We start from the raw sequence: 24,648 nt of genomic DNA on the forward strand, positions 1-24,648 counted from the left end.
TGTTAAAGATGGCAAAACAGCGAGCCGCTATTTGCCGCTGGATTGCTAGGCTGCCTTCCACCCGATACGGGCCCGCCGGTATGGCCCCCGGCCCGCCGCCAACCGAAAGAGGAAGCTATCGCGATGATCCGTGACCCCGACACCTACCCCGCCTTTCTCGCGCAATTGCGCCGCTTCGTGCAGCAACGCCTGGTACCGCGCGAAGCCGAAGTGGCATCGCGCGACGAGGTGCCGGCCGACCTGGTCAAGGAAATGGCCGACTTCGGGCTGTTCGGGTTTTCGATTCCGGAGGCCTATGGCGGCGCGGGCATGACGACCGAGGAACTGGTTCTGGCGGCAATCGAGCTGTCGCAATGCTCGGTGGCCTTCCGGGCGCGCGTCGGCACCAATACCGGCATCGGCTCGGAGGCGCTGGTCGCCGACGGCACGCCCGAGCAGAAGCAGCGCTATCTGCCGCGCCTTGCCAGCGGCGAGATCACCGGCTCGTTCGCGCTGACCGAGCCTGAGGCCGGATCGGATGCGACGGCGTTGACCACCTCGGCGCGCCGCGACGGCGACCACTACGTGATCAACGGCACCAAATGCTTCATCACCAATGCGCCCATCGCCGGACTGTTTACCGTGATGGCCCGCACCGATCCCGAAACCACCGGTGCGTCGGGCATCTCGGCCTTTCTGGTCGAGCGCGGCACGCCGGGCCTGAGCACGGGACCGGCCTATCGCAAGATGGGCCAGGAGGGCTCGCCGGTATCGGAGGTCCATTTCGACGATTGCCGCGTCCCTGCCGCCAATCTGATTGGCGGTATCGAAGGTCAGGGCTTTCGCACGGCGATGAAGGTGCTGAACAAGCAGCGCATCCATCTGTCGGCGCTGTGCATCGGCCCGGCGATCCGCATGCTCGACGATGCGATCCGCTTCGTCAGCACGCGCAAGCAGTTCGGGGAGCCGTTGTCCAGCTTCCAGCTGGTGCAGGCGATGATCGCCGACTGCCAGACCGATATCCACGCGGCGCGTGCGCTGGTGCTGGAGACCGCGCGCCAGCGGGACCGCGGCGAGGACGTGACGATGCAGGCCTCGATCTGCAAGTACTTCGCCTCGGAGATGTGCGGACGGGTCGCCGACCGTTGCGTGCAGATGTTCGGCGGCTACGGCTATATCGCCGACTACGGCATCGAGCGCTTCTATCGGGACGTGCGCCTGTTCCGGCTGTACGAGGGCACCAGCCAGATCCATCAACTCAATATCGCCAGGCGCACGCTGGCGCAGGCCGGCGCCTGATCCCCGCGCCGCAGCCGATAAAACACAACAGGAGACAGCATGTTCAAGACCCTTGTCGCCGCGCTCGCGCTGGCGGTCGGCGCCGCCACGCCGAGCGGCGCGGCCCGCGCCGATGCCCCCTACCCCAGCAAGCCGATCCGGCTGGTGGTGCCGTTCGCGCCGGGCGGTTCGTCCGATATCCTGGCGCGCCTGCTCGCCGACCGCCTGAAGACCGAGCTCGGCCAGGTGGTGGTGGTCGAGAACAAGCCGGGCGCCGGCGGCAATATCGCGGGCGAGAACGTCGCGCGCGCCGCACCCGATGGCTACACGCTGCTGCTGGCCGCTGCCGGGCCGACCGTGATCAATCCGAGTCTGTACAGCAAGATGCCGTTCGATCCGGCGCGCGATCTGGCGCCCGTCACGGTGCTGGCACGGGAGCACAATCTGATGGCCGTGAAGGCGCAGTTGCCGGTGCGCACGCTGGCGGAGTTCGTCGCCTATGCACGCAGCCATCCGGGCAGGCTGTCGTTCGGCTCGCCGGGCAACGGCACCGTCGCGCATCTCGGCGGCGAGCTGCTGAACCGCACCGCGGGCCTGCAGATGCAGCATGTCCCGTACAAGGGCAGCGGTCCGGCGGTGGCGGACCTGATGGCCGGGCATATCGATCTGATGATCGACAACATGCCGGCGCTGCTGGCACAGGTGCAAGCCGGCAAGCTGCGCCCGATCGCCGTCGCCAGCGACAAGCGCGCCGCCGCGCTGCCCGAGGTGCCGACCTTCGAAGAAGCCGGCGTCAAGGGCTATCAGGTCACCGCGTGGAAGGGCCTGATGGCGCCGGCCGGCACGCCCAAGCCCGTCATTGCCAGGCTGCATGAGGCCTGCGCCCGCATTCTCGCCACGCCGGAGATGCGCAAGCGCGTGATCGAACTGGGCGCGGAACCGGTCGGCAACAGCCCGGAAGCCTTTGCGGCGCAGATTCGCAGCGAGACGGCCTGGTGGGCGGCGCAGGTGAAGGCGACCGGCACGCGCCTCGATTGAAGCCACCCGCTGACAGGAAACCGAACACCCATGATGCCGCCGCGCCCCGAATCGCCCTCCTGCGCCAATCCGTCCCATCCGCCCGAGCGCAAGCACGGCCCGCTGTCCGGCGTGCGCATCCTCGACATGGCGACCGTCCTTGCCGCGCCATTCGCCAGCACGCTGTGCGCCGATATGGGCGCCGACGTCGTCAAGCTCGAACTGCCCGACGGCAGCGATCCCTTGCGCGGATTGGCGCCGGTCAAGGACGGCCTGCCGCTGTTCTGGAAGGTGACCAACCGCGGCAAACGCGGCATCACGCTCGACGTGCGCAAGCCGGAAGGCCGCGCATTGTTTTTGCGGATGCTGCCGCAGTTCGACGTCCTGGTGGAAAACTTCCGCACCGGCACGCTCGATCGCTGGGGGCTGGACTTCGAGACCTTGCAGGCGGCCTGCCCGGGTCTGATCGTGCTGCGGCTGACGGGCTTCGGCCAGACCGGCCCTTACGCCCGGCGCGCCGGCTTCGCCCGCATCTTCGAGGCGATGAGCGGCTTCACCAATCTGGCCGGCGAGGCGGGCGGATCGCCGCTGCATATGAACTATCCGGTCGGCGACATGGTGGCAGGGCTGTTCGGCGCCTTTGCGATCTCCGCGGCGGTGGCCGAGCGGCGTGGCGGCGCGAGTCGCGGCCTTCACCAGCAGGACGACGCGCCGCTGCGAGGACGCGAAATCGATCTGTCGGCCACCGAAGCGCTGTTCCGGCTGCTGGAGGCCCTGCCGGTCGAGCACGAGCAATTGGGCCAGGTTCGCGGCCGTGCCGGCAATCGCGCCGGCTATACCGCGCCGTCGAACATGTATGCCACCGCCGATGGTCAATGGATTTCGCTGGTGGCGTCGTCCGATCCGATTTTCCGGCGGCTATGCGCCGCCATCGGGCGCCCGGAACTGGCCGACGATCCCTGCTTTGCCACCAATCCGCTGCGCGTTCGCCATATCGAACGGCTCGACGCGATCCTGGCCGACTGGTTCGCCGCGCACGATTACGCGACGGTCAGCGCGGCTTTGGCCGCAGGCGAAATTCCGTTCAGCAAGATCTTCACGATTGCCGACGTTGCGCAGGACCCGCATTTCGCCGCGCGCGAGGCCATCGTGCGGCTGCCCGATGCGGATCTGGGCAGCGTGCCGGCGCCCTGCGTGGTGCCGCGCTTCTCCGGATACCGGCCACCGCCGCCGCACAGCGGTCCGGCGGTGGGCGAACACAATGCGTCGTTCTATGCCGAACTGGGCATCGACGCCGGCCAGCTGGCCGCGTTGCGCGACCAGGGCGTGATCTAGCAGGATCCGCGTGCGACTCGGCGCTTTGCGCCTACCGCCTCGTTCGCCATTGCGGAATTACATGCCGCTGTAAGAACGACGCGCCCGCCTGGCATCGATGCGCGCGCGTCGTCGATATCACAGCGTGCCGCTGCCGGACACCCAATACGGCTCGCGTTCGTAGTACTGGTGCAGCTGCGTCCCCCATTGCGGGTCCGCCATGCGTGGCCATTGGTCCTTGTTGAAGCCGGGCGCCGCCTTGATCCGATCGGCGGTGATGCCGAGGCGGAAGCATTTCTGGTCGGTATCCATGACCAGCGCATTCCACGGGATCGCGTGCAGCGTGTCGCCGATGCCGAGAAAGCCGCCGGTGGTCAGCACGGCATAGGCAATGCGGCCGCGGGGCACGTCGAGCATGATCTCGCTGATCTCGCCCACGTGCTCGCCGTCCGACGAATAGACCTTGGTGTCTTCGAGGCTCGAGGCCGCCATCACTTCCGGCCCCGGGCCTTCGCCGACCCCAGACCCTACGATATTGGCACCGCCCTGATCCGTGCCGGGTTGCGAGGGATTCATCGCCGTCTCCTTGATGGTGGTTTGCAGGAACTGGTGTTTCGCAACGACCATGCCATCCCGGTGCGGCGGGCCTGCCCCCGGCCGGCGCCGCCTTTCATCATTTTTTCGCAATCGCCCGCTAAGGTCCTGCCTTTCCCTCCCCCACACCTTGAAAGGCAAAAGGCAGGACATGACCCGAACCCCCTACCCCCGTCGACGTTTCCTGATCCACACCGGCGCGCTCGGCCTTGGCACCAGCCTCGGCCTGACCGCCTGCGGCTCCGACGACTCGCCCGAGGCGCCGGCGGTCATCGTGCCCGACAGCGAACGGCCCAAACTGCCGTACGGCATCCAGATCGGCGATGTGGGCGGCGGGCGCGCGGTGGTCTGGGCACGCGCCGACCGTCCCGCGCAGCTGCGCGTGGAGTACGACACCACCGACAGCTTCCGCAATCCGCGCAAGGTGCTCGGTCCCACCGTCAGCGCCGCATCCGATTTCACGGGCCGCGTGGAGCTGTCGGGGCTGCCGGCCGGCGAATCGATCTTCCTGCGCGTCGCCTACGACAGCATCGACAACCCGCGCGCGACGGGCGTGGTGGTGCCGGGCCAGTTCCGCACGATCCCGCGCACCGACGCCAACCGCCCCGTGCGCTTCGTCTGGGGTGGCGACGTCGCCGGCCAGGGCTGGGGCATCAATACGGAATTCGGCGGCATGAAGATCTTCGAGGCGATGCGCCGCCGCGAGCCGGACTTCTTCCTGCATAGCGGTGACACGATCTATGCCGACGGCCCGATCCTGGCCGAGGCCACCGCGGAGAACGGCCGCGTCTGGAAGAACCTGGTGACGCCCGAGGTCTCCAAGGTTGCCGAAACGCTGGACGAATACCGCGGCCGTTATCGCTACAACCTGATGGACGAGAACGTGCGCCGCTTCTCGGCCGAGGTGCCGCAGATCTGGCAATGGGACGACCACGAGGTCACCAACAACTGGTCGCCGACCAAGGACCTGAGCGCCGATGCGCGCTACACCGAGAAGAACATCGCCACGCTGGTCGCGCGCGCCACGCAGGCCTTCCGCGAGTACGCGCCGATGCGCATCGGCAGTACCGCGGCGGAGCAGACGCTCTATCGCAAGGTCTCGTACGGCCCGCTGCTCGACGTGTTCGTGCTGGACATGCGCACCTATCGCGGCGGCAATACAGCCAACCTGCAGACCACCGAGAACGGCGACACCGTCTTCCTCGGCAACGAGCAGATCGAATGGCTGGTCAACGGCGTGAAGCAATCGCAGGCGACCTGGAAGATCATCGCCGCCGACATGCCGATCGGTTTGTGGGTACCGGACGGCAAGGACGCGGCCGGCAATGCGCGCTGGGAAGCGATCGCCAACGGCAACGACGGCGCCGCCATGGGCCGCGAGCTGGAGACCGCGCGCCTGCTGCGCGCGATCAAGGGCGTGCCCAATGTGGTCTGGCTGACCGCCGACGTGCACTATTGCGCCGCGCACTACTACGATCCATCGCAGGCCCAGTTCACCGACTTCTCGCCGTTCTGGGAATTCGTCGCCGGCCCGCTGAACGCCGGCACCTTCGGCCCCAATCAGCTCGACGCCACCTTCGGCCCGCAACTGGTCTTCCAGAAGGCGCCGCCTGCCGGCCAGGCGAACCTGTCGCCGTATTCGGGCTTCCAGTTCTTCGGCGAGGTCAATATCGATCCGGCGACGAAGGCGCTGACCGTGGATCTGCGCGATCTGGATGGGGTCAGCGTGTTCAGCAAGACGTTGCCGGTGGCTTGAGGCCGTTGCGATTGGCAAGGCCTTGGCAGCTGATCTCGCCGCTTGTGTTCTCGCTCGCCCCCTCATGGGGGAGAGGGTCGGGGAGAGGGAGGTGGTTTTTTCTTGCGATGGCTGCATAACGACCGCTGCCTGCCCTCTCCCCCGCCCCTCTCCCGCAAGCGGGAGAGGGGAGAAAACACGCGCCCGGATCTTCGGCGGTCGGACGTTTTCGCCGCTAGCGCAACATGAACGACATCGCCGACAGGCAGTTCAGCATGCGCACAGCGTCGGACACGCTGGCGGCATCGAAGCACAGCGTGACACCGTCCCGCCGCTGCAGCGCGGGCCATTGGCAGAACAGGTCGGCATGCGCAGGCGTCAGCGTCCGCAATTGGCACGTCACGGGGCCCGGAATGGTGAAGGGCTGCACCGCGGTCGGATCGGTCTGCAGCGAGCGGACCGCGGCTTCGGCTGCCGCGGCGATGGCTTCGCCCGCCGCGGCCGGCGTCATCGAGTCGCCGGTGCCCTGCCCCTGCGCGCTCTTGGTGGCGACATAACGCACCCACGGCAACAGCGCCGACGTCTCCTCGACGAACACATCGTCGCCGCTCGCCATCAGCACCGGCACACCGGCCTCGCCGGCGAGCGCGGCATACAGTCCCGCTTCGCCCAGCTCGATGCCGTTGACGCTCACGCTGGCAAACGCGCCGCTGTTGATTGTATGCGCGAGAATGCCGCGTCCCTGCGCACGGCCGTGATAGCCGATCATCAGTACGCCATCGCAGCCCTGTTCGATGCCGCTCATCATGCCGGCGTAGCGGGGCTTGCCGAGCACGAGGCGCACGCGCGGGTCCAGCAGATCGGGCAGCAGATTGCGGAAGCCGCCATGCGAGTCGTTGACCAAGACGGCCTCGGCACCCGCCGCGAAGGCGCCACGCGCGGCGGCGTCGGCCTCGCGGGTCATCCAGACGCGGGCACGCTCGTACTCGCCGTTGCCCGGACGCGTCTGTTCGGGATGGAAGACGCCGGCGACGCCCTCGATATCGGTGGAGATCAGGATCTTCATGGGAATGGCGCACGCCGAACGGATCGACGGCGTAGGTGGTTCAACCGGCGGACTTCAGTTCAGGCATCACTGCCAGCAAGGATTGGCGGCAGTGTCCGTCGCGGCCGCTGACGGTCTCGGCGTACCACAGCGCATGCAGGATGGCCTGCTCGACGCTGTCGGCCGCGGCATGGAACAGCGGATCGAGCGCGGTCTCGTGGACCATCGCGACCGCCGGCATCGGCGTGCCCGCTTCGTGCGGCACGGTATAGGCCGTACTGAACGCCAGCACGATATCGCCGGAGCCGTGGCCGTAGACCGAGCCGGTGCGCGCCAGCCCCGCTCCGGCGCGCCGCGCCAGACGTCCCAGCTGGCGGGAATCGAGCGGCGCGTCGGTGGCGACGATCATGATGATCGAGCCTTTCTCCGGCGCGGTGTCCGGTGGAGCGGCCGCTGCCAGGCGTTGTGCCAACTGCGGGCCGACTCGCCTGCCCGCGACCGTCAGCATCGACGGCGTGCCGTAGTTGGCCAGCACCAGCGCGCCCACGCGGTGCGGGCCCGCAACACGCGACGCCGTGCCAATGCCGCCCTTGGCGCCGAACGCCGACATCCCGCGTCCGGCCCCGACCGAACCTTGTGCAACCTCGGCGTCCGCAGCGGCGCAGGCTTGCAGATAGTGCGCTTCGCCAACGGCCATCGCCTGGATATCGTTCAGATAGCCGTCATTGCATTCGAATACCAGCGGATTGACCGTGGGCCAGCTGCGCCCGATCTCGGCATGCACGGCGACGGCCTGCCGGATCTGCGCCTGTGCCACCGCGCCGACCGAGAAGGTGTTGGTCAGCGCAATCGGGGTTTCGAGTACACCGAGTTCGTCGACCTGCACCAGCCCGATGCTCTTGCCGAAGCCGTTCAGCACCGCGGCCGCGGCAGGCACCTTGTCCAGATACGGATCACCGGCGTGCGGCAGCACCACGGTGACGCCGGTCTGCACCGCGCCATCGGCCAGCGTGCAATGGCCCACGCGCACGCCAGGTACATCGGTGATCGCATTGCGCGCGCCAGCCGGCAGATCGCCAATATGCGGCGGCACGCCTGGCGCGACAGAGGATGGTTGCGGCATTGCGATAGTCTCTCGCTAGCGGCGATCGATCTTCGGATCGAGCGCGTCGCGCAGCCCGTCGCCGAGCAGGTTGAACGCGAGCACGGTCAGGAAGATCGCCAGGCTGGGGAAGATCGCCACATGCGGTGCGGTCACCATGTCGGCGCGCGCTTCGTTCAGCATCGCGCCCCACTCCGGCGTCGGCGGCTGCGCGCCCAGCCCCAGGAAGGACAGGCTGGCGGCGGTGATGATCGAGGTGCCGATCCGCATCGAGAAATAGACGACGATCGACGAGATCGTGCCCGGCAGGATATGCCGCATCAGGATGGTCCAGTCGGACGCACCGATGCTGCGCGCGGCCTCGATATAGGTCAGGCGCTTGAGCATCAGCGTGTTGCCGCGCACCAGCCGCGCGAACGCCGGGATGCTGAAGATCGCCACCGCGAACACCACGTTGACCATGCCGTTGCCCAGGATGGCAACGATGCCGATCGCCAGCAGGATGCCCGGAAACGCGAACAGCACGTCGGAAATCCGCATCACGATCCGGTCCCACCAGCCCTCGTAATAGCCGGCCAGCAGACCCAGCAGCGTGCCGACGATCGCGCCGACGATCACCGAGAAGAAGCCGGCCGCCAGCGAGATGCGCGTGCCGGCCAGGATGCGGCTGAAGATGTCGCGGCCCAGCGAATCGACGCCGAACCAGTGCGCCGCCGACGGCCCGGCGTTCAGCGCGTCATAGTCGAAGTAGTTCTCGGGATCGTAGGGCACCAGCTGCGGCGACAGCACCGCGACGATCACCAGCAGGATCACGAACACGCCGGCGGCCAGCGCCAGATGCTGGCGGCGGAACTTGCGCCAGAACTCGCTCCACGGCGTGCGGACGGGCTCGGCCTGCGCCGCTGCGTTCGGCACGGCGGCCTCGTTGGCCACGGTCGATAGCTCGGTCATGGACGGCCTCACTTGTAGCGGATGGTGGGGTTGATCACCGTGTACAGCAGATCCACCACCAGATTGATCAGGATGAATTCGAGCGAGAACAGCAGCACCTCGGCCTGGATCACCGGGTAGTCGCGCATCTCGACGGCGTCGACCAGAAGCCGGCCCAGGCCCGGCCAGTTGAACACCTTCTCGACGACGATCGAGCCGCCCAGCAGAAAGCCGAATTGCAGGCCCATCATCGTGACGACCGGGATCATCGCGTTGCGCAGGCAGTGCTTGGCGACCACCAGCGACTCGCGCACACCCTTGGCACGCGCCGTGCGCACGTAATCTTCCTGCAGCACCTCGACGAACGAGGCCCGCGTAAAGCGCGCCATCACCGCCGCCACCGCGGCGCCGAGCGTCAGCGACGGCAGGATGTAGTGCTTCCAGCTTTCCGCGCCGATCGACGGCAGCCAGCCGAGCTGGACCGAGAAGATCTCCATCAGCAGCATGCCGAGCGCGAAGGCCGGGAACGAAATGCCCGACACCGCCAGCGTCATGCCGATCCGGTCGGGCCAGCGATTGCGCCAGACCGCGGAGCCGATGCCGATCAGCATGCCGAACACCACGGCCCACAGCATCGAGGCGACGGTCAGCCACAGCGTCGGAAAGAAGCGATCGCCGATCTCCTCGCTGACCGGACGCTTGGTGCGCAGCGAGGTACCGAATTCCCCTTGCAGCGCGTTGCCGAAGAAGGTGACGAACTGCTGGTGCAGCGGCTTGTCCAGGCCCAGATCCTTGCGCACCAGTTCGACGGTGGCGGCATCGGCCTCGGGCCCCGCGGCCAGCCGCGCCGGATCGCCGGGCAGCAGATGCACGAACAGGAAGACCAGCACCGCGACGATCAGCATCGTCGGCACTACGCCCAGCACGCGCTTCAGAAAGTAATTCAACATGACGACTCCCAACCCGCGGTTTGTTTTCCCCGCCGATTCGGTCGTCCCCGCGAACACGGGGACGACCAGGATCAGCGGAAAAAACCGATCGCGGGTGCGACGCTTACTTGATATCGATGTTCTCGAACTCGAACGAGCCGTCCGGCATCACATGGGCGCCGCTCAGCCGCTTGCTGCGGGCATACAGCACCTGCTCGGTCACCAGGAAGGCCCACGGCGCGTCGTTCCAGATGCGCTGCTGCGCGTCCTTGTACAGCCGGGCCTTCTCGTTGCGATCTGTGGTGCGCAGTGCGCCGGCGATATCGGCATCGACCTGATCGTTCTTGTAGTAGGCGGTGTTCAGCAGCTTCGGCGGCATCGACTCCGACGCCAGCAGCGGACGCAGCGCCCAGTCCGACTCGCCGGTCGACGACGACCAGCCCACGTAGTAGATGCGCACGCCGGCGTCCTCGGGCTTGGGTACGCTCTCGACCTTCTCCACGCGCTGGCCGGCCTCGAGCGCCTGCACCGAGGCCTTGATGCCGACCTGTTGCAGTTGCTGCTGCACGAACTGGATCACCTTCTGCGCGGTGGTATGGTTATAGGCCGACCACAGCGTGGTTTCGAAGCCGTTCGGATAACCGGCCTCCTTCAGCAGCGCGCGCGCCTTGGCCGGATCGTACGGCCACGGGCCCAGCTTCTCCGCGAAATCGACGCCCGGCGGCACCACGCCCTCGGCCGGCACCGCATAGCCGGCGAAGGCCACCTTGGCCAGCGCCTGCTTGTTGATCGCGTAGTTGATCGCCTGGCGCACCTTGGGGTCGTTGAACGGCTTGACCATCGTGTTCAGCGACAGATAGCGCTGAATGATCGAGGGCGCCGCGATCAGATCGACCTTCGGGCTGGCCTTCAGTACCGCAGCCTGCTCGAACGGGATGCTGAACGCAAAATCGGCCTCGCCGGTCTGCATGATGGCCGAGCGGCTGTTGTTGTCGACCACCGGCTTCCACGTGATGGTGTCGATCTTGGGCAGACCGGTTTTCCAGTAGCCGGCAAATTTCTTGCCGCGCAGATGGTCGGGCTGCTTCCACTCGACGAATTCGAAGGGACCGGTGCCGACCGGATGGAAGGCGATGTCCTTGCCGTACTTCTTCAGCGCGGTCGGCGAGATCATCACCGCCGACGGATGTGCCAGCACGTTGATGAACGGCGAGAACGGCTCCTTCAGCGTGATCTTGACCGTGGTCGGGTCGACCACCTCGGTGCGCGCGACGCGGTTGAACAGCGTGTAGCGCTTGAGCTTGTTGGCCGGATCGGTGACGCGGTCCAGATTGACCTTGACCGCCGTGGCGTCAAAGCTGGTGCCGTCGTGGAACTTGACGCCCTTCTTGACCTTGATCGTGTAGACCAGCCCGTCCTTGCTGACGTCGTAGCTGTCGGCCAGCACGTTGACCAGCTTCATGTCCTTGTCCAGGCCGAACAGGCCCTGGTAGAAGGTCTTCGATACCGCCTGCGACAGCGTGTCGTTCGAGTCGTAGGGGTCCAGCGTGGTGAAGGTCGAGGCCACCGCCATCACCGCATCCTTGGCGGCGAAGGCCGGTCCGGCCGCGAACGCGGCCATCAGCAGGCCGCCGGCAAACAGGCGCGCCGCGCCACGTCGGGACAAACTGGCTTGCATCATTGTCGATTCTCCTTGGTAAGACGCACAGGTAGCACAGGGGGATCGGGCTGGATCGGCTCTTGACGGCCTTGCAGCCCGGGTTGACTCTGGGTTGACTCCGGGTTGACTTAATAAGCGCCGCCGACAGCGTGCCGGGCAACGAAGTGGTCCGGCGCGACCGCAACCAGCGGCTGCACCACCGGTTCGTCGCCGATCGCGCGGATCGGGCTGGGAAGCTCCTCGGTCCGAGGCTCGCGCCGCAGATGACGACGCGCGGGGTCGGCCACCGGTACCGCGGACATCAGCTTCTTCGTATAGGGATGCTGCGGATTCTCGAAGATCGCGCGGCGCGGGCCGATCTCGACGATCTGCCCCAGATACATCACCGCGACCCGGTGGCTGACGCGTTCGACCACCGCCATATCGTGCGAGATGAACAGGAAGGCGATGCCCATCTCGCGCTGCAGGTCGAGCATCAGGTTGACGATCTGCGCCTGGATCGAGACGTCCAGCGCCGACACCGATTCGTCGGCGATCACCACCTTCGGATTCAGCGCCAGGGCGCGCGCGATGCAGATGCGCTGCCGCTGGCCGCCCGAAAACTCGTGCGGATAGCGCGCGGCATGGGCCGGCGACAGGCCGACCTTGTCCAACAGCCAGGCCACACGCTGCTCGGCCTCCTTGCCGCTCGCGACCTTGTGCACCAGCAGCGGCTCCATGATCGAATAGCCGACCGGCACGCGCGGATCGAGCGAGGCGAACGGGTCCTGGAAGATGAACTGGATATTGCGGCGCAGGCTCTGCAGCGCCGGTCCCGACAGCTCGCCGATGTTCTGGCCGGCGAACTCGATGGTGCCGCTCTGGCTCTCGACCAGGCGCAGCAGCGAACGGCCGGTGGTCGATTTGCCGCAGCCCGACTCGCCGACCAGCGCCAGCGTCTCGCCCGGATACAGATCGAAGCTGACGCGCTCGACCGCATGCACGCGTCGCGTCGGCCGGCCGAACAGACCGCCAGGGACATCGAAACGGGTCACGAGGTCGCGCACGCGCAGGATCGGCTGGGCCGTGGCATCGGGACGCGTCGCCGCAGCCGGCGTATCGCTGCCGACATCGGCGCGCGCATGCCCATCGCCGCCCTCGACCCGCACCAGCGGAAACTTGGCCGGCAGATCGGTACCTGCCATCGCGCCGAGCTTGGGCACCGCCGACAGCAGTGCGCGCGTGTAGGGATGCGCGGGCCGCTCGAACACGGTCGGCGCCTCGCCCTCCTCCACCTTCTCGCCGCGATACATCACCAGCACGCGGTCGGCCATTTCGGCCACCACGCCCATATCGTGCGTGATGAACAGCACGCCCATCTGCATCTCGGCCTGCAGATTGCGGATCAGCTGCAGGATCTCGGCCTGGATGGTGACGTCCAGCGCGGTGGTTGGCTCGTCGGCGATCAGCAGCGCGGGCCGGCACGACAGCGCCATCGCGATCATCACGCGCTGGCGCATGCCGCCGGACAGCTGGTGCGGATAGCGGTCCAGCACGCGCCGCGCCTCGGGAATGCGCACCAGCTCCAGCATCCGCAGGGCTTCGGCACGCGCCGCCGCCCGGCTCTTGTTCTGATGCAGGCGAATCGACTCCGCGATCTGCTCGCCGACCGGGAACACCGGGTTCAGCGAGGTCATCGGCTCCTGGAAGATCATCGCGATATCGGCGCCGCGAATGCCGCGCATCGTGCCGGCATCGGCGCTGGCGAGGTCGAGCACGTCGCCGCCGCGTCGGCGCAGCATCATGCTGCCGCTGGCGATGCGTCCGCCGCCATGTTCGACCAGGCGCATCAGCGCCAGCGAGGTCACCGACTTGCCGGAGCCGGACTCGCCCACCACCGCCAGCGTTTCGCCGCGGTCGATATGGAAGGACAGGCCGCGCACGGCCTCGACGGTGCGCTCGGAGGTGGCAAAGCGGACCGTCAGGTCGTTGACGGACACGACGCGCTGCGGCGGCAGCGCGAGGCTGGATGCGGAAGATGCGGAAGAGGTGGAAGACGGTGTGGCCATGGACTGTTCCTCGAAGCCTGCGGGCATGGTGTCAGCGGTAGATCGCCACGTGGACCGGCTCGCCGACGCGGGCATGGCCGCGGTACATGCCTTCGGTATTGAACGGCAGCGCAACGTTGCCGGCCGCGTCGATCGCGACCAGTCCGCCGCGACCCTGGATCGCCGGCAGGCTCTGCATCACGACCGCATGCGTCGCCGCTTCCAGCGTGCTGCCGGCATAGCGCATGCGCGCCGAGATGTCATAGGCGGCGACCGCGCGGATGAACATCTCGCCGGTACCGGTGGTCGACACCGCCACCAGTTCGTCGGCATAGCAGCCGGCACCGATCACCGGCGTATCGCCGACGCGGCCGAGCTGCTTGTTGGTGATGCCGCCGGTCGAGGTGGCCGCGGCCAGCCGGCCGTGGCGATCGAGCGCGACCGCGCCGACGGTGCCGAACTTGGTGCCGGGATCGAGCGGCTCGGCACCGGCTTCATCGGCGTTGGCTCGGGCGGCCAGCGCGGCGGCATCGTGATCCAGCAAGGCCATGCCGCTGCCCGCGCGGGCGCGTTGCCATTGCGCGTGGCGCTCCGGCGTGTAGTAGTAGTCCGCCTCGACCAGCGGCAAGCCTTGCGCCTGCGCAAAGGCTTCGGCGCCTTCGGCGGCGAACAGCACATGCTCGCTGTGCTCCATCACCGCGCGCGCCGCCAGCACCGGGTTGCGCAGCCGCTTGACGCAGGCCACCGCGCCGGCGTCGCGCGTGGCGCCGTCCATCACCGCGGCGTCGAGCTCATAGGTGCCGGCGTTGGTCAGCACCGCGCCCTTGCCGGCATTGAACAGCGGGCAGTCCTCGAGCAGCCGTACCGCTTCGGTCACGGCATCGACGGCGCTGGCGCCATCGGCCAGCAAACGCTGCCCGGCGTGCAAGGCCTGTTCGAGCGCGGCGATGTACTGGGCTTCCTTGCCCGCGTCCATCGCGGCGCGGGTAATGGTGCCGGCCCCGCCATGGATGGCGATCACGGGGGTGGGCTTGGAGGTCGATCGTTCTACGTTCATGGTGCTTGGTCCGCCCGCACTGCAGGCAATTCGGTGAGGCTCGGGAGCGTTATTCGGTGCCGGTGTCCGGCCGCCGGCGCCGTGGCGCCTTGCCGGACCCCGGACGGAGCTTGGACTGCGTGTCGCCGGCCGCGGCCGTGCGGCTGGACTCGCCGCCGGCATGGGTGTGATGCAGCCACGGGAGCACGAATTCGGTCATCTCGGCGGCGGCCTTGACCGAACCGGTGGCGCGGTGCGCGACCGCGCCGCACAGCGCCTCGATCATCGCCAGCACCGCCGCATCGGAGTTGGGCGAGAGCTGGCGGCCGGCGCTGACATACAGCGCGATATCGGCAAAGGGCGCCAGCGGCGAGGTCGGTCCATCGGTCAGCGCCAGGATCCGCGCGCCGTGGGCGCGGGCGCGTTCGGTCAGCGCGACGCTGTCATAGACATAGCGGGGAAAGGCAATCGGAATGACCAGATCGCGGCGGGTCAGCTTGAACAGCTGCCGCGCCGCGGTCGACGCGCCGCCAACGCCGGCGACGGTGATCACCGTGCGGCAGTACATGTCCAGGCCATGTTGCAACAGGCCGGCCAGATAGCCGCTCGCGCCGAAGCCCAGCACATAGACATGCTCGGCTTCGAGGATCGCAGTCACCGCGCGCTCGCACGCATCGGCATCGAGCGCGCGGCGGGTTGCCTGCAGGTTGCGCTCGTTCTCCTCCAGCGACGCGGCGATGATTTCCGTGATGGTGGCCGGGCGCTCCAGTTCGGTGCGCAGCTTCTCGACTGGCGCCAGCGTGGCCTCGAACCCGCGCACCAGTTCGGCGCGGAACTGCGGGTAACCGTCGAAGCCCAGCGCATGCGCGAAGCGGTTCGCCGTCGCCACCGACACCTGCACCGCCTGCGCGAACTCGTCGATACGCATCGTCGCCGCGCGGAACGGGTTGGCCAGCACGTAGTCCGCCATGCGCTGGTGCGCCGGCGTCAGCGACGGAAACGCCTTCGCGATGCGTTGGGAAACCGTGGCGTCGGGCGCGGTGTCTGGCGCGGTGCCTGGTGCGGAAACGGCCGGCTTTGCAGCCGGGCCGGGACGGGAAGCATTCATGGCTCTGCGGTGGGCCGGACGCAAACTGGTGCATCCGGCGAACGGCTATCGATGTAAACAAATTTACACGCAATAGCCGTGCCATGAAAATAGAGTTTACGAGAGCAAGGGTTTACACTGAGGCGCGCTTCCTCGCGACGGGGCCGCCTGCGTCGTCCAAAGTTAACGATTACGGGCGCTAGCCGCAGTTATGCTTCGCCGCGTCTCGCCATGCAGAGCTTGTCGGTTTATGTTCGCGGTTCGAAGCGACTGACCGGATGAGATTGAGCGCTTCCCAGCGGCGCAAGCCGTACTCGCGCGAGGCGGGTCGAAAGTGGTGTCCGGATCTGTTTGATCAAAGGCGCCATCTGGATGGCGCCTTTTCTATTTCCGCCACGGGCTGGAGATCAAGGCCTGTGATGGCATTGGCAATTGTCGGAACGCTTCTTGCAGCTTTCGAAATTCCCCCGAAAAGCAGGAGGCACCCATGTCATCGCAACGCCGAATCCTGGTGGTCGCGACCAACGTCGACCAGTACCAAAAAGTGGGCTTTCGTACCGGCCTGTGGCTCAGCGAACTCACGCACTTCTGGGATGTGGCGGAGGAAGCCGGCCATACGCTGCAGCTGGCGTCGCCCTCGGGCGGCAAGATCCCGATCGATCCGGAGAGCCTGATGCTGTCCGAACTTGCACGAAGTGCCGGCATGCGCAGCAGTGTTTTCAAACGCTATGAGGACCGGATCTTCATGGATGTGTTGAACGAGTCGGTCAATGTCGCAGCGATCGATGCCGGCGAGTTCGATGCCATCTACCTGACCGGCGGGCATGGCGTGATGTTCGACTTCCCGGGCTGCGAGTCGCTGGCGCGGCTGATCGCGGCGATGTACGAGCAGGGTCGCGTGGTGGCGGCGGTGTGCCACGGTCCGGCCGGGCTGCTCGACGTCAGGCTGAGCAACGGTGAGTTGCTGGTGCAGGGCAAGCGCGTGACCGGCTTCTCGTGGAACGAGGAGATCATGGCCAAGCGCGACTTCGCGGTGCCGTTCGGGCTCGAGCAGGAGCTCGGCAAGCGCGGCGCGCAATACAGCAAGGCGATGCTGCCGTTCGCGCCCTATGTAGTCGAGGATGGGCGCCTGATCACCGGACAGAACCCGGGCAGCGCGTATGGCGTGGCCAAGGCGGTGCTGCGCACGCTGCGGCTGTCCGAGCCCGCCGCCGAGCCCGCTTGAGCCCGGCTGGCAGACTACGGGCCGGCGGCAGGCCGAACGCTCAGGCCGCGCCGCCCTCGTCCATCGCCGGCAGGACGCGGCCCGGATTCATCAGGTTTTTCGGGTCCAGCGCCCGCTTGACCTGCCACATCAGCTCCAGCTCGACCTGCGACTTGTAGCGGCGCAGGTCGTCGCGCTTGACCGCGCCGATGCCGTGCTCGGCCGAGATCGAGCCGCCTTCACCGTGCGCGAGGCCATCGACCAGATCGGACACCGGCTTGTACCACTGCGCGAGGAACGTCTTCGCATCGGCGTCCTTCGGTCGCAGCGGATTGAAGTGGACGTTGCCGTCGCCCATATGGCCGTAGATCACCATGCGGGCATCGGGCACCAGCTCCAGCACGCGACGCGAGGCCTCGTCGATGAAGCCTGCAATGCGCGACAACGGCACCGAGACATCGCACTTGATGCTGCCGCCGGTACGCGTCTGTGCGTCCGAGATTTCCTCGCGGATGCGCCAGAAGGTCTGGGCGTCGGCGACGCTGGCGGCGATCGCCGCGTCCTGCACCAGCTGCTGTTCGTAGCCGCTCTCGAGGATCTCCAGCAGCGTCGCTTCGAGACTGGCGGCGTCCGCGCCCGAGCTCAACTCCATCAGCACCATCCAGTCGTGCCGCTGCGCCAGCGGCGCGGCGACATTGCCCAGATAGTCGAGCACCAGATCGAGCGCCGGACCGGAGATCAGCTCGAACGCCGTCACGGCGCCGCCGGACAGCCGCTTGGCCTCGCCCAGCAGGCGCACGGCCGCGTCCGGCGAGGCCACCGCGACAAAGGCCACCGCGCTGGCGCGCGGCTGCGGCATCAGCTTGAGCACCGCGGCGGTGATGATGCCCAGCGTCCCTTCGGCGCCGATGAACAGGTGTTTCAGGTCGTAGCCGGTGTTGTCCTTGCGCAGACCGCGCAGCGACGAGTAGATGCGCCCGTCGGGCAGCACCGCCTCGATGCCGAGCACCAGGTCGCGCATATTGCCGTAGCGCAGCACCGCGGTGCCGCCGGCGTTGGTCGACAGGTTGCCGCCGATCTGGCACGAGCCTTCGGAGCCGATGCGCAGCGGGAACAGCCGGCCGCCCTCTTCCGCCGCCGCGCGTGCGGCGGCCAGCGTCACGCCGGCCTGCACGGTCAGCGTGTCGTTGACGGTGTCGATCGCCAGCACCTGGTTCATGCGGCGCAGGTTCAGTACCACGGCGTCGCCGCGCGTGTCCGGCACCGCGCCGCCCATCAGCGAGGTATTGCCGCCCTGCGGCACCACGGGCACGTCGTGCGCATGGCACCACGCCATTACCGCGCTGACCTGCTCGGTGCTCGATGGCAGCACCACCACGCTGGCCTTGCCGCGACTGATGCGCCGGTAGTCGGTGACGTAGGACTCGGTATCGGCGTCGGCAACGAGGCAGGCGTTGTCGCCGACGATGGCTTGCAGGGCGCGCAGCGTGGCGTCGCGTTCGGAACTATCCAGTGACATGGTGCGAAGAAATCGGGAAAGCGTTCAGTAGGCCGCGGAGGACGGCTGTGCGGGGACGGCGCCTTGTTCGCGGAACGACGCGGCCAGCTGGCGCGCGGCCTTGGCGAACAGCAGCACATCCACGCCGGTGGCGACGAAGGTGCAGCCCAGTTCGAGATAGCGCCGGGCCAGCGCGGCATCGGATGTCAGCGTGCCCGCGGCCTTGCCGCTGGCGACGATGGTACGCATCGCGTTCTCGATCGCGGCCTGGACCTCCGGGTGGCCGGGATTGCCGCGATGCCCCATCGACGCGGCCAGATCGGCCGGCCCGATAAAGACGCCGTCGACGCCATCGACCGCGCAGATCTCTTGCAGATTCGCCAGCGCGGTCACGGTCTCGGCCTGCACCAGCAGGCAGACCTCGTCATCGGCGACATCGAGATAGTCGGCACGACCGCTCCAGCGCGAGGCACGCGCCACCGCGCTGCCGACGCCGCGGATGCCCTGCGGCGGATAGCGCGTGGCGCTGACCAGCATGCGCGCCTGCTCGGCGGTATCGACCATCGGCACCAGCAGCGTGGTCGCGCCGATATCGAGCAGCTGCTTGATCAGCGGCACGTCTCCCGCCACCGCGCGCACGACCGGCGCGCTCGGATACGCGGAGACCGCCTGCAGCTGCGCCAGGATGCTGCGCACATCGTTGGGCGCATGTTCGCCGTCGATCAGCAGCCAGTCGAAGCCGGCGGTGGCCGCGACCTCGGCCAGATACGGCTCGGCCATCGACAGCCACAGGCCGATTTGCGGCCGGCGGGCGGCCAGCGCGGTCTTGAAGGGATTGGATGCGGGCATGGCGGGTCCTGTCAAAAGCGATGCGGGTGCGATGGGACTTGGCGACTGGGCTTTATACGGCTTCGGTCGGTCTCAGTCCAGCTGCCCCTGGCACAAATACTTCAAATGCAGATAATCGTCCAGCCCATGGCGCGAGCCCTCGCGGCCATAGCCGGACTCCTTGACGCCGCCGAACGGCGCCGCCTCGGCGGCGATCGCGCCCTCGTTGATGCCGACGATGCCGGTCTCCAGCGCCTGTGCGACGCGCCAGATGCGGCGCACATCGTTCGAATAGAAGTACGCTGCCAGACCGAAAGGCGTGTCGTTGGCGTGCCCGATCACCTCGGCCTCGCTCGCGAAGCGGAAGATCGGCGCCACCGGGCCGAAGGTTTCCTCGCAGGACAATGCCATCTCCGGCGTGGCGCCGATCAGCACGGTAGGCGCGTAGTAGTGCGGACCGTCTTCCGTACGCACGCGCTTGCCGCCGGTCACGACGCGCGCGCCCTTGGCCACCGCATCCTCGACATGGCGTGCGATCTTGTCGACCGCGCGCGCATTGATCATCGGGCCGATCTGCGAACCCTCCTCGCTGGCCGGCCCCACCTTCAGCGCACCGACGCGCCGCGCCAGCCGTTCGACGAAATCGTCGTGGACGGCCTCGTGCACGTAGATGCGGTTCGGGCAGACGCAGGTCTGGCCGCCGTTGCGGAACTTCGACGCCATCAGCCCCTCGACCGCGGCGTCGAGATCGGCGTCCTCGAACACGATAAAGGGCGCGTTGCCGCCCAGCTCCAGCGACAGCTTCTTCAGCGTGGGGGCGGACTCGCGCGCCAAATGCTTGCCCACCGGCGTCGAGCCGGTGAAGGTGATCTTGCGCACGCGGCTGTCGGCGAGCCAGACGTCGACCACCTCGGGCGTGCGTTCGCGCGAGGCGGTGACGATGTTCAGCACACCCGGCGGCATGCCGGCGAGTTCGGCTAGATAGACCAGCGCCAGCGCGGTCAGCGGTGTGTCCTCGGCAGGCTTGGCGACCACGGTGCAGCCAGCCGCCAGCGCCGGTGCGATCTTGCGCGCGATCATCGCCAGCGGGAAATTCCACGGCGTGATCGCCGCCACCACGCCGACCGGTTCCTTCAACACCAGCAGCTTGCGGCCCGGCACGGCCTCGGCCACGATGTCGCCGCAGATGCGGACCGCCTCGGCCGCAAACCACTCGACATACGCGGCGCCGTACTGCACCTCGCCGCGGCTCTCGTGCATCGGCTTGCCCTGCTCGGCCGAGATGATCCGGGCGAGGTCTTCCTGGTGTTCGAGAATCAGCGCGTGCCAGCGCTGCAGCAGCCGAGCGCGTTCCTTCGCGGGGCGGCGGCTCCAGTCGGCGCACGCCGCGTGCGCGGCATCGGCGGCGCGGCGCGCATCGTCGGCGCCGCTGTCCGCGACTTGCGTCAGCGTCGATCCATCGGCGGGATTGGTGACATCGAGACGGCGGCCGGTTGCGGCGGGCAGCCAGTGCGGGCCAATCAGGTTCTGGCCGCGCAGCAGCGCGGCGTCGGAAAGCGACAGGGACATGATGCGATGGAGGTCTTGAAAAGGATGCGGCCGATCAGCTGACGATGCCCATATGCCAGGGCACGAACTCGTTGTCGCCCAGGCCGAGCAGCTCGCTGCGGGTCTTCTCGCCCGAGGCCGTGCGCAGGATATGGTCGAAGATGCGTTGTCCCATCTCGGCGACCGTCAGTTCGCCATCGACGATGACGCCGCAGTTGATGTCCATGTCGTCGGCGAGGCGCAGGTACATCGGCGTGTTGGAGGCCAGCTTGATCGTCGGCGCGGGCTTGGAGCCGAACATCGAGCCGCGGCCGGTGGTGAAGCAGATCAGGTTGGCGCCGCTGGCGATCTGGCCGGTGACCGCGACCGGGTCATAGCCGGGCGAATCCATGAAGACGAAGCCAGCCTTGTCGATCGGCTCCGCGTATTCGTAGACCGCCTGCAGCGGCGTGGTTCCACCCTTCATCGCAGAACCCAGCGACTTCTCGAAGATATTGGCGAGCCCGCCCTGCTGGTTGCCGTGGCCCACCACGCCGTTGAACTGGGCGTTGTGGCCGGCGGTATAGCGCTCCCACCAGGCCAGCCGGTCGAGCAGCTTCTGGCCCACCTCCGGCGTGACCGCGCGCCGCGTCAGCATGTATTCGACGCCGTGAATCTCCGGCGTTTCGGACAGGATCGCGGTGCCGCCGTGGCGCACCAGGATGTCCATCGCCGCACCCAGCGCGGGATTGGCGGTGATGCCCGAGAAGCCGTCCGAGCCGCCGCATTCGAGGCCGATCTTCAGATGACTGGCGGGGACGGGCTGGCGTTTGGCGGCGTTCGCGGCCGGCAGCATCGATTCGATCGCCCGGATGCCGGCGGCGATGGTCTCGCGCGTGCCGCCGGTGTCCTGCATCACCATCGTATGCAGATGGCTGCCAGGCTCCAGCTGCTGCGACTCGACCAGCGAGGCGACCTGATTGCGCTCGCAGCCCAGGCCCACGATCAGCACGCCGGCCAGGTTCGGATGGCGCGCGTAACCGGCCAGCGTACGCCGCAGCAGATCGAAATGCTCGCTCGGCGACGACATGCCGCAGCCGGTGCCATGCGCAAACGCCACCACGCCATCGACATTGGGATAGGCTGCCAGCCGCTCCCGCGTGAAATGGTCGGCGATATGCCGGATCACCGTGGCCGAGCAATTGACCGACGACAGGATGCCGATGAAATTGCGCGTGCCGACGCGGCCGTCCGCGCGCACGAAGCCCTGGAACGTCGCGCGCTCGGCCTCGGGCACATAGTCGACCGGCCGCACATCGCTGCAGAAGGCCGGATCGCGATAAAAATCGACCAGCTTCAGATTGTGCGAATGCACGTGCTCGCCCGGCGCGATGTCGCGGTCCGCCACGCCGATCACGGTGTCGTACTTGCGCACCGGTTCGCCCTTCGCAATCGCGCAGGCGGCGATCTTGTGGCCGGCCGGCACCTGGGCACGAGCGCGCACGCCCATCTCGGCGAGCGGCTGCCCCAGCGCCAGGTCCTGGCGCGCAATCAGCACGTTGTCGTTGGCGTGCAGGCGGATGACGGCATTGACGTTCACGTCGAGCAATTCCTGTGGTTGGCGGTGGCGGTGGCGATGATGGTCCGGGCTCGCAGGATCAGCTCTGCTGCAGCATTTCCTTGAGCTTGAGCCGCTGGATCAGCTGGGTCTCCTGCTCGTAGACCGTCGCCACGTACTTCTTGTAGTCGGGGCCGTCGAGGTACATCACCGGCGCGTCGATGCGCGCCGCGACCTGCCTGAATTCCTTGCTGGCCACCGCGGCGCGGAAGGCATCGCGCAACTGCTTCTCGATCGCCGGGTCCAGCCCCTTGGGCGCGCCGATACCGTTGGGCGCTTCCACGACGACGTCGTAGCCGAGCTCGCGCAGCGTCGGCGTGTCCTTGAAGCGCGGCGTCCGCTGCTCGCCCCAGGTCGCCAGCAGGCGCAGCTTGCCGGATTCGACATGCGGCGCCCACGAGCTGGAATCGGCCAGCAGATCGACCTGGCCGCCGAGCACGTCCTGCAGCGCGGCGGAGCCGCCCTTGTACGCGATCGCGTTGAAACGCACGCCGGCCGCCAGCGCGAATTGCTCCATGCCGACATGGGTCGCGCCGCCGATGCCGGCGTGCGCATAGGTCAGCTTGCCGGGATTGGCCTTGGCCGCCGCAACGACTTCCTGCAGCGTCTTGTAGGGCGAGCTTGCCGGCACCGCGATGCCGAAGGTCTGGCCCGAGGTGCGCGCCAGATAGGTCAGCTCCGTGCGCGGATCGATCTCCAGCATGCCCAGCTGCGAGAAGCGCGTTACCGAGATCGGAATCTGGCCGATGGTGTAGCCGTCAGGCTTGGCGCGTGCCAGCGCGCGGGTGCCGATCATGCCCGACGCGCCGGCGCGGTTCTCGACGACGATCGATTGCTTCAGGATGCCCGAGGCGACCTGGCACAGCGCGCGCATCGATTGATCGGCGGTGCCGCCGACCGGCCATGGGCAGATGAACGTGATCGGCCGCTCGGGATAGGAAGCGGCGCTGGCGCTTCTGGCCAGCAGCATGCCGGCGGTACCGGTGGTCGCGGCGGCTGCGGCGGTGGCAACGCCCGCGCTGGCGCCCAGGATCAGACGGCGGCGCGCGAGATTGGTGGGGAAACCTTGGTTCATTTGTCGTCCTCGCACTGTGTTATTGGTGGTGGCCGCGGTGGTGGCCGGCGCGCATCGAGGCAACGCCATGGGCGGCATTGTGTCCGGCTACGACATAACGATCCAATCCAATATCGTCATTGCTTCATAACCTTTGCGTTAAGTAGACCACGAGGTAGACTGCGCGGCATGCCCCATATCGACCGCGCGCTGCGCTCCAATATCAAGCTACGCCATCTGCAGCTGCTGGTGGCGCTGGACGAGTTCCGCCATCTCGGCAAGACCGCCGAATTCCTGTCGATCAGCCAGCCCGCGGTATCCAAGACGCTGACCGAGGTCGAGAAGATGCTCGGCCTGGTGCTGTTCTCCCGCTCGACCCGCGGCACGGAACCGACGGCGGCCGGCGAAGCGCTGATCCGCTTCTCCCGCCGCGTGCTGGCGCAATACGATCGCACGCGCGAGGAGATCGAAGCGGTCGATACCGGCGCCGCCGGACGCGTGCGTGTCGGCGCGATGGGCGCCGCGCTGCCGGTTCTGCTGGCGGGCGCCACTGCGCGGCTCAAATCGCGTTCGGCACAGGCCACCGTGCTGATCGAGGAAGGCGATCTGACGCATCTGTTGCCAAAGCTGCGGTTGTCCGAGCTCGATCTGATCGTCGGCCGGCTCGAGCCCGGCTACGCGGCGCCGGACCTCGCCACCGAAGCGCTCTACAACGAGCCGATGGTCGCCGTCGTTCGGCCCGGCCATCCGCTGGCCGGCAAGCGCAAGCCGGGCTGGGCAGACCTCGCGAAGCTGCCCTGCGTGATGCCGCCACCGTGGGCCTCACTGCGAGTCAAGCTGGAACAGGCGTTCCTGGCGCAGGGTCTGGAACCGCCATCGGACCGGATCGAGACTTCGTCCTATCTGGCGGTATCGACCTTCGTCGCCCAGCGCGACGCGGCCGGCTTCCTGGCGCGCTCGGTGGCACGACAGTTCGCCAGCGAGGGCAGGCTCGACATCGTCAACATCGCCGTGCCGATCGAGTTGCCGCCGGTGGGGATCATCACCTTGCGGACATCGCGGGAAACGGGACTGGGCGCCAGCGCCGCGCATCTGGTCGATTGCCTGCGGCTGACGGCTGCGGAGATGGGCTCGGGCGAGAAGCCGGCAAGGCGGACCGGGCGCAGACGAATAACCGGTAGCTAGT

At 67.6% G+C, this 24,648-nt stretch carries 20 protein-coding genes; 6 read left to right on the forward strand and 14 right to left on the reverse strand.

The window, feature by feature from the left end:
• Window positions 1-123: 123 nt before the first annotated feature.
• The 3 genes from J5T34_RS19720 to J5T34_RS19730 are packed head-to-tail and all read left to right on the forward strand — an operon-like array spanning window position 124 to window position 3,609.
• A complete protein-coding gene (locus J5T34_RS19720; RefSeq protein WP_208582160.1) occupies window positions 124-1,278 on the forward strand; it encodes an acyl-CoA dehydrogenase family protein in 1,155 nt (384 codons plus the stop codon).
• Window positions 1,279-1,317: 39 nt separating this feature from the next.
• Window positions 1,318-2,295, forward strand: a complete 978-nt coding sequence (locus tag J5T34_RS19725; RefSeq protein WP_208582162.1) for a Bug family tripartite tricarboxylate transporter substrate binding protein — start codon at window positions 1,318-1,320, stop codon at window positions 2,293-2,295.
• Window positions 2,296-2,328: 33 nt separating this feature from the next.
• The gene (locus J5T34_RS19730) at window positions 2,329-3,609 is read left to right on the forward strand and encodes a CaiB/BaiF CoA transferase family protein (RefSeq protein WP_208582254.1); all 1,281 of its coding nucleotides are present in this window, start codon (window positions 2,329-2,331) and stop codon (window positions 3,607-3,609) included.
• A 117-nt stretch (window positions 3,610-3,726) separates the two neighbouring features.
• Here J5T34_RS19730 and J5T34_RS19735 read toward each other — a convergent pair whose 3' ends face one another.
• Window positions 3,727-4,164, reverse strand: a complete 438-nt coding sequence (locus tag J5T34_RS19735; RefSeq protein ID WP_208582164.1) for a PRC-barrel domain-containing protein — start codon at window positions 4,162-4,164, stop codon at window positions 3,727-3,729.
• Between the two features lie 169 nt (window positions 4,165-4,333).
• Here J5T34_RS19735 and J5T34_RS19740 point away from each other — a divergent pair, with 169 nt between their 5' ends.
• Entirely contained in the window at window positions 4,334-5,938 is a 1,605-nt protein-coding gene (locus J5T34_RS19740) for an alkaline phosphatase D family protein (protein WP_208582166.1), read from the forward strand.
• Window positions 5,939-6,152: 214 nt separating this feature from the next.
• Here the strand turns inward: J5T34_RS19740 and J5T34_RS19745 are convergent, their stop codons facing one another.
• The 8 genes from J5T34_RS19745 to J5T34_RS19780 all read right to left on the reverse strand — a co-directional run bounded on the left by J5T34_RS19745 (window position 6,153) and on the right by J5T34_RS19780 (window position 15,754).
• Complete coding sequence (locus J5T34_RS19745; protein WP_208582168.1) at window positions 6,153-6,983, reverse strand: M55 family metallopeptidase; 831 nt, start codon at window positions 6,981-6,983, stop codon at window positions 6,153-6,155.
• A 40-nt stretch (window positions 6,984-7,023) separates the two neighbouring features.
• On the reverse strand, window positions 7,024-8,085 hold the full coding sequence (locus J5T34_RS19750; RefSeq protein WP_208582170.1) for a P1 family peptidase: 1,062 nt from the start codon (window positions 8,083-8,085) through the stop codon (window positions 7,024-7,026).
• A 15-nt stretch (window positions 8,086-8,100) separates the two neighbouring features.
• On the reverse strand, window positions 8,101-9,015 hold the full coding sequence (gene gsiD, locus J5T34_RS19755) for a glutathione ABC transporter permease GsiD (RefSeq protein ID WP_208582172.1): 915 nt from the start codon (window positions 9,013-9,015) through the stop codon (window positions 8,101-8,103).
• 8 nt (window positions 9,016-9,023) lie between these two features.
• Window positions 9,024-9,944, reverse strand: coding sequence for a glutathione ABC transporter permease GsiC (gene gsiC / locus J5T34_RS19760; RefSeq protein WP_174105379.1), 921 nt, complete (start codon window positions 9,942-9,944; stop codon window positions 9,024-9,026).
• Window positions 9,945-10,047: 103 nt separating this feature from the next.
• A complete protein-coding gene (gene gsiB / locus J5T34_RS19765) occupies window positions 10,048-11,604 on the reverse strand; it encodes a glutathione ABC transporter substrate-binding protein GsiB (RefSeq protein WP_208582174.1) in 1,557 nt (518 codons plus the stop codon).
• A gap of 107 nt (window positions 11,605-11,711) precedes the next feature.
• Window positions 11,712-13,631 carry a dipeptide ABC transporter ATP-binding protein gene (locus tag J5T34_RS19770; RefSeq protein WP_208582176.1) on the reverse strand — a complete coding sequence of 640 codons (1,920 nt, stop codon included), beginning with the start codon at window positions 13,629-13,631 and terminating at the stop codon, window positions 11,712-11,714.
• A gap of 31 nt (window positions 13,632-13,662) precedes the next feature.
• On the reverse strand, window positions 13,663-14,667 hold the full coding sequence (locus tag J5T34_RS19775) for an isoaspartyl peptidase/L-asparaginase family protein (RefSeq protein ID WP_208582178.1): 1,005 nt from the start codon (window positions 14,665-14,667) through the stop codon (window positions 13,663-13,665).
• 49 nt (window positions 14,668-14,716) lie between these two features.
• Window positions 14,717-15,754 carry a MurR/RpiR family transcriptional regulator gene (locus J5T34_RS19780; RefSeq protein ID WP_208582180.1) on the reverse strand — a complete coding sequence of 346 codons (1,038 nt, stop codon included), beginning with the start codon at window positions 15,752-15,754 and terminating at the stop codon, window positions 14,717-14,719.
• 466 nt (window positions 15,755-16,220) lie between these two features.
• On the opposite strand from J5T34_RS19780, the gene J5T34_RS19785 reads away from it, so the two are divergent.
• Window positions 16,221-16,958, forward strand: a complete 738-nt coding sequence (locus J5T34_RS19785; protein WP_208582183.1) for a type 1 glutamine amidotransferase domain-containing protein — start codon at window positions 16,221-16,223, stop codon at window positions 16,956-16,958.
• Window positions 16,959-16,998: 40 nt separating this feature from the next.
• Here J5T34_RS19785 and J5T34_RS19790 read toward each other — a convergent pair whose 3' ends face one another.
• The 5 genes from J5T34_RS19790 to J5T34_RS19810 form a co-directional block, all read right to left on the reverse strand.
• The gene (locus J5T34_RS19790; protein WP_208582185.1) at window positions 16,999-18,456 is read right to left on the reverse strand and encodes an FAD-binding oxidoreductase; all 1,458 of its coding nucleotides are present in this window, start codon (window positions 18,454-18,456) and stop codon (window positions 16,999-17,001) included.
• Between the two features lie 24 nt (window positions 18,457-18,480).
• Window positions 18,481-19,284 (reverse strand): 4-hydroxy-2-oxoheptanedioate aldolase, encoded by an 804-nt coding sequence (hpaI, locus tag J5T34_RS19795; RefSeq protein ID WP_208582188.1) that lies wholly within the window; start codon window positions 19,282-19,284, stop codon window positions 18,481-18,483.
• Between the two features lie 72 nt (window positions 19,285-19,356).
• Complete coding sequence (locus J5T34_RS19800) at window positions 19,357-20,832, reverse strand: NAD-dependent succinate-semialdehyde dehydrogenase (RefSeq protein ID WP_208582190.1); 1,476 nt, start codon at window positions 20,830-20,832, stop codon at window positions 19,357-19,359.
• A gap of 34 nt (window positions 20,833-20,866) precedes the next feature.
• The gene (locus J5T34_RS19805; RefSeq protein ID WP_208582192.1) at window positions 20,867-22,390 is read right to left on the reverse strand and encodes a UxaA family hydrolase; all 1,524 of its coding nucleotides are present in this window, start codon (window positions 22,388-22,390) and stop codon (window positions 20,867-20,869) included.
• A 58-nt stretch (window positions 22,391-22,448) separates the two neighbouring features.
• Window positions 22,449-23,483, reverse strand: a complete 1,035-nt coding sequence (locus tag J5T34_RS19810; protein WP_208582194.1) for a tripartite tricarboxylate transporter substrate binding protein — start codon at window positions 23,481-23,483, stop codon at window positions 22,449-22,451.
• A gap of 168 nt (window positions 23,484-23,651) precedes the next feature.
• On the opposite strand from J5T34_RS19810, the gene J5T34_RS19815 reads away from it, so the two are divergent.
• Complete coding sequence (locus tag J5T34_RS19815) at window positions 23,652-24,647, forward strand: LysR substrate-binding domain-containing protein (protein WP_208582197.1); 996 nt, start codon at window positions 23,652-23,654, stop codon at window positions 24,645-24,647.
• Window position 24,648 lies beyond the last annotated feature (1 nt).

It is taken from the genome of Cupriavidus gilardii (genome assembly GCF_017598945.1).
Taxonomy (GTDB): domain Bacteria; phylum Pseudomonadota; class Gammaproteobacteria; order Burkholderiales; family Burkholderiaceae; genus Cupriavidus; species Cupriavidus gilardii_E.

Excerpts from the sequence above, each read along its gene's own strand:
- J5T34_RS19720 (WP_208582160.1), top strand. The coding sequence starts at position 124 with ATGATCCGTGACCCCGACACCTACCCCGCCTTTCTCGCGCAATTGCGC.
- J5T34_RS19725 (WP_208582162.1), top strand. The coding sequence starts at position 1,318 with ATGTTCAAGACCCTTGTCGCCGCGCTCGCGCTGGCGGTCGGCGCCGCC.
- J5T34_RS19730 (WP_208582254.1), top strand. The coding sequence starts at position 2,329 with ATGCCGCCGCGCCCCGAATCGCCCTCCTGCGCCAATCCGTCCCATCCG.
- J5T34_RS19735 (WP_208582164.1), bottom strand. The coding sequence starts at position 4,164 with ATGAATCCCTCGCAACCCGGCACGGATCAGGGCGGTGCCAATATCGTA.
- J5T34_RS19740 (WP_208582166.1), top strand. The coding sequence starts at position 4,334 with ATGACCCGAACCCCCTACCCCCGTCGACGTTTCCTGATCCACACCGGC.
- J5T34_RS19745 (WP_208582168.1), bottom strand. The coding sequence starts at position 6,983 with ATGAAGATCCTGATCTCCACCGATATCGAGGGCGTCGCCGGCGTCTTC.
- J5T34_RS19750 (WP_208582170.1), bottom strand. The coding sequence starts at position 8,085 with ATGCCGCAACCATCCTCTGTCGCGCCAGGCGTGCCGCCGCATATTGGC.
- gsiD (WP_208582172.1), bottom strand. The coding sequence starts at position 9,015 with ATGACCGAGCTATCGACCGTGGCCAACGAGGCCGCCGTGCCGAACGCA.
- gsiC (WP_174105379.1), bottom strand. The coding sequence starts at position 9,944 with ATGTTGAATTACTTTCTGAAGCGCGTGCTGGGCGTAGTGCCGACGATG.
- gsiB (WP_208582174.1), bottom strand. The coding sequence starts at position 11,604 with ATGATGCAAGCCAGTTTGTCCCGACGTGGCGCGGCGCGCCTGTTTGCC.
- J5T34_RS19770 (WP_208582176.1), bottom strand. The coding sequence starts at position 13,631 with ATGGCCACACCGTCTTCCACCTCTTCCGCATCTTCCGCATCCAGCCTC.
- J5T34_RS19775 (WP_208582178.1), bottom strand. The coding sequence starts at position 14,667 with ATGAACGTAGAACGATCGACCTCCAAGCCCACCCCCGTGATCGCCATC.
- J5T34_RS19780 (WP_208582180.1), bottom strand. The coding sequence starts at position 15,754 with ATGAATGCTTCCCGTCCCGGCCCGGCTGCAAAGCCGGCCGTTTCCGCA.
- J5T34_RS19785 (WP_208582183.1), top strand. The coding sequence starts at position 16,221 with ATGTCATCGCAACGCCGAATCCTGGTGGTCGCGACCAACGTCGACCAG.
- J5T34_RS19790 (WP_208582185.1), bottom strand. The coding sequence starts at position 18,456 with ATGTCACTGGATAGTTCCGAACGCGACGCCACGCTGCGCGCCCTGCAA.
- hpaI (WP_208582188.1), bottom strand. The coding sequence starts at position 19,284 with ATGCCCGCATCCAATCCCTTCAAGACCGCGCTGGCCGCCCGCCGGCCG.
- J5T34_RS19800 (WP_208582190.1), bottom strand. The coding sequence starts at position 20,832 with ATGTCCCTGTCGCTTTCCGACGCCGCGCTGCTGCGCGGCCAGAACCTG.
- J5T34_RS19810 (WP_208582194.1), bottom strand. The coding sequence starts at position 23,483 with ATGAACCAAGGTTTCCCCACCAATCTCGCGCGCCGCCGTCTGATCCTG.
- J5T34_RS19815 (WP_208582197.1), top strand. The coding sequence starts at position 23,652 with ATGCCCCATATCGACCGCGCGCTGCGCTCCAATATCAAGCTACGCCAT.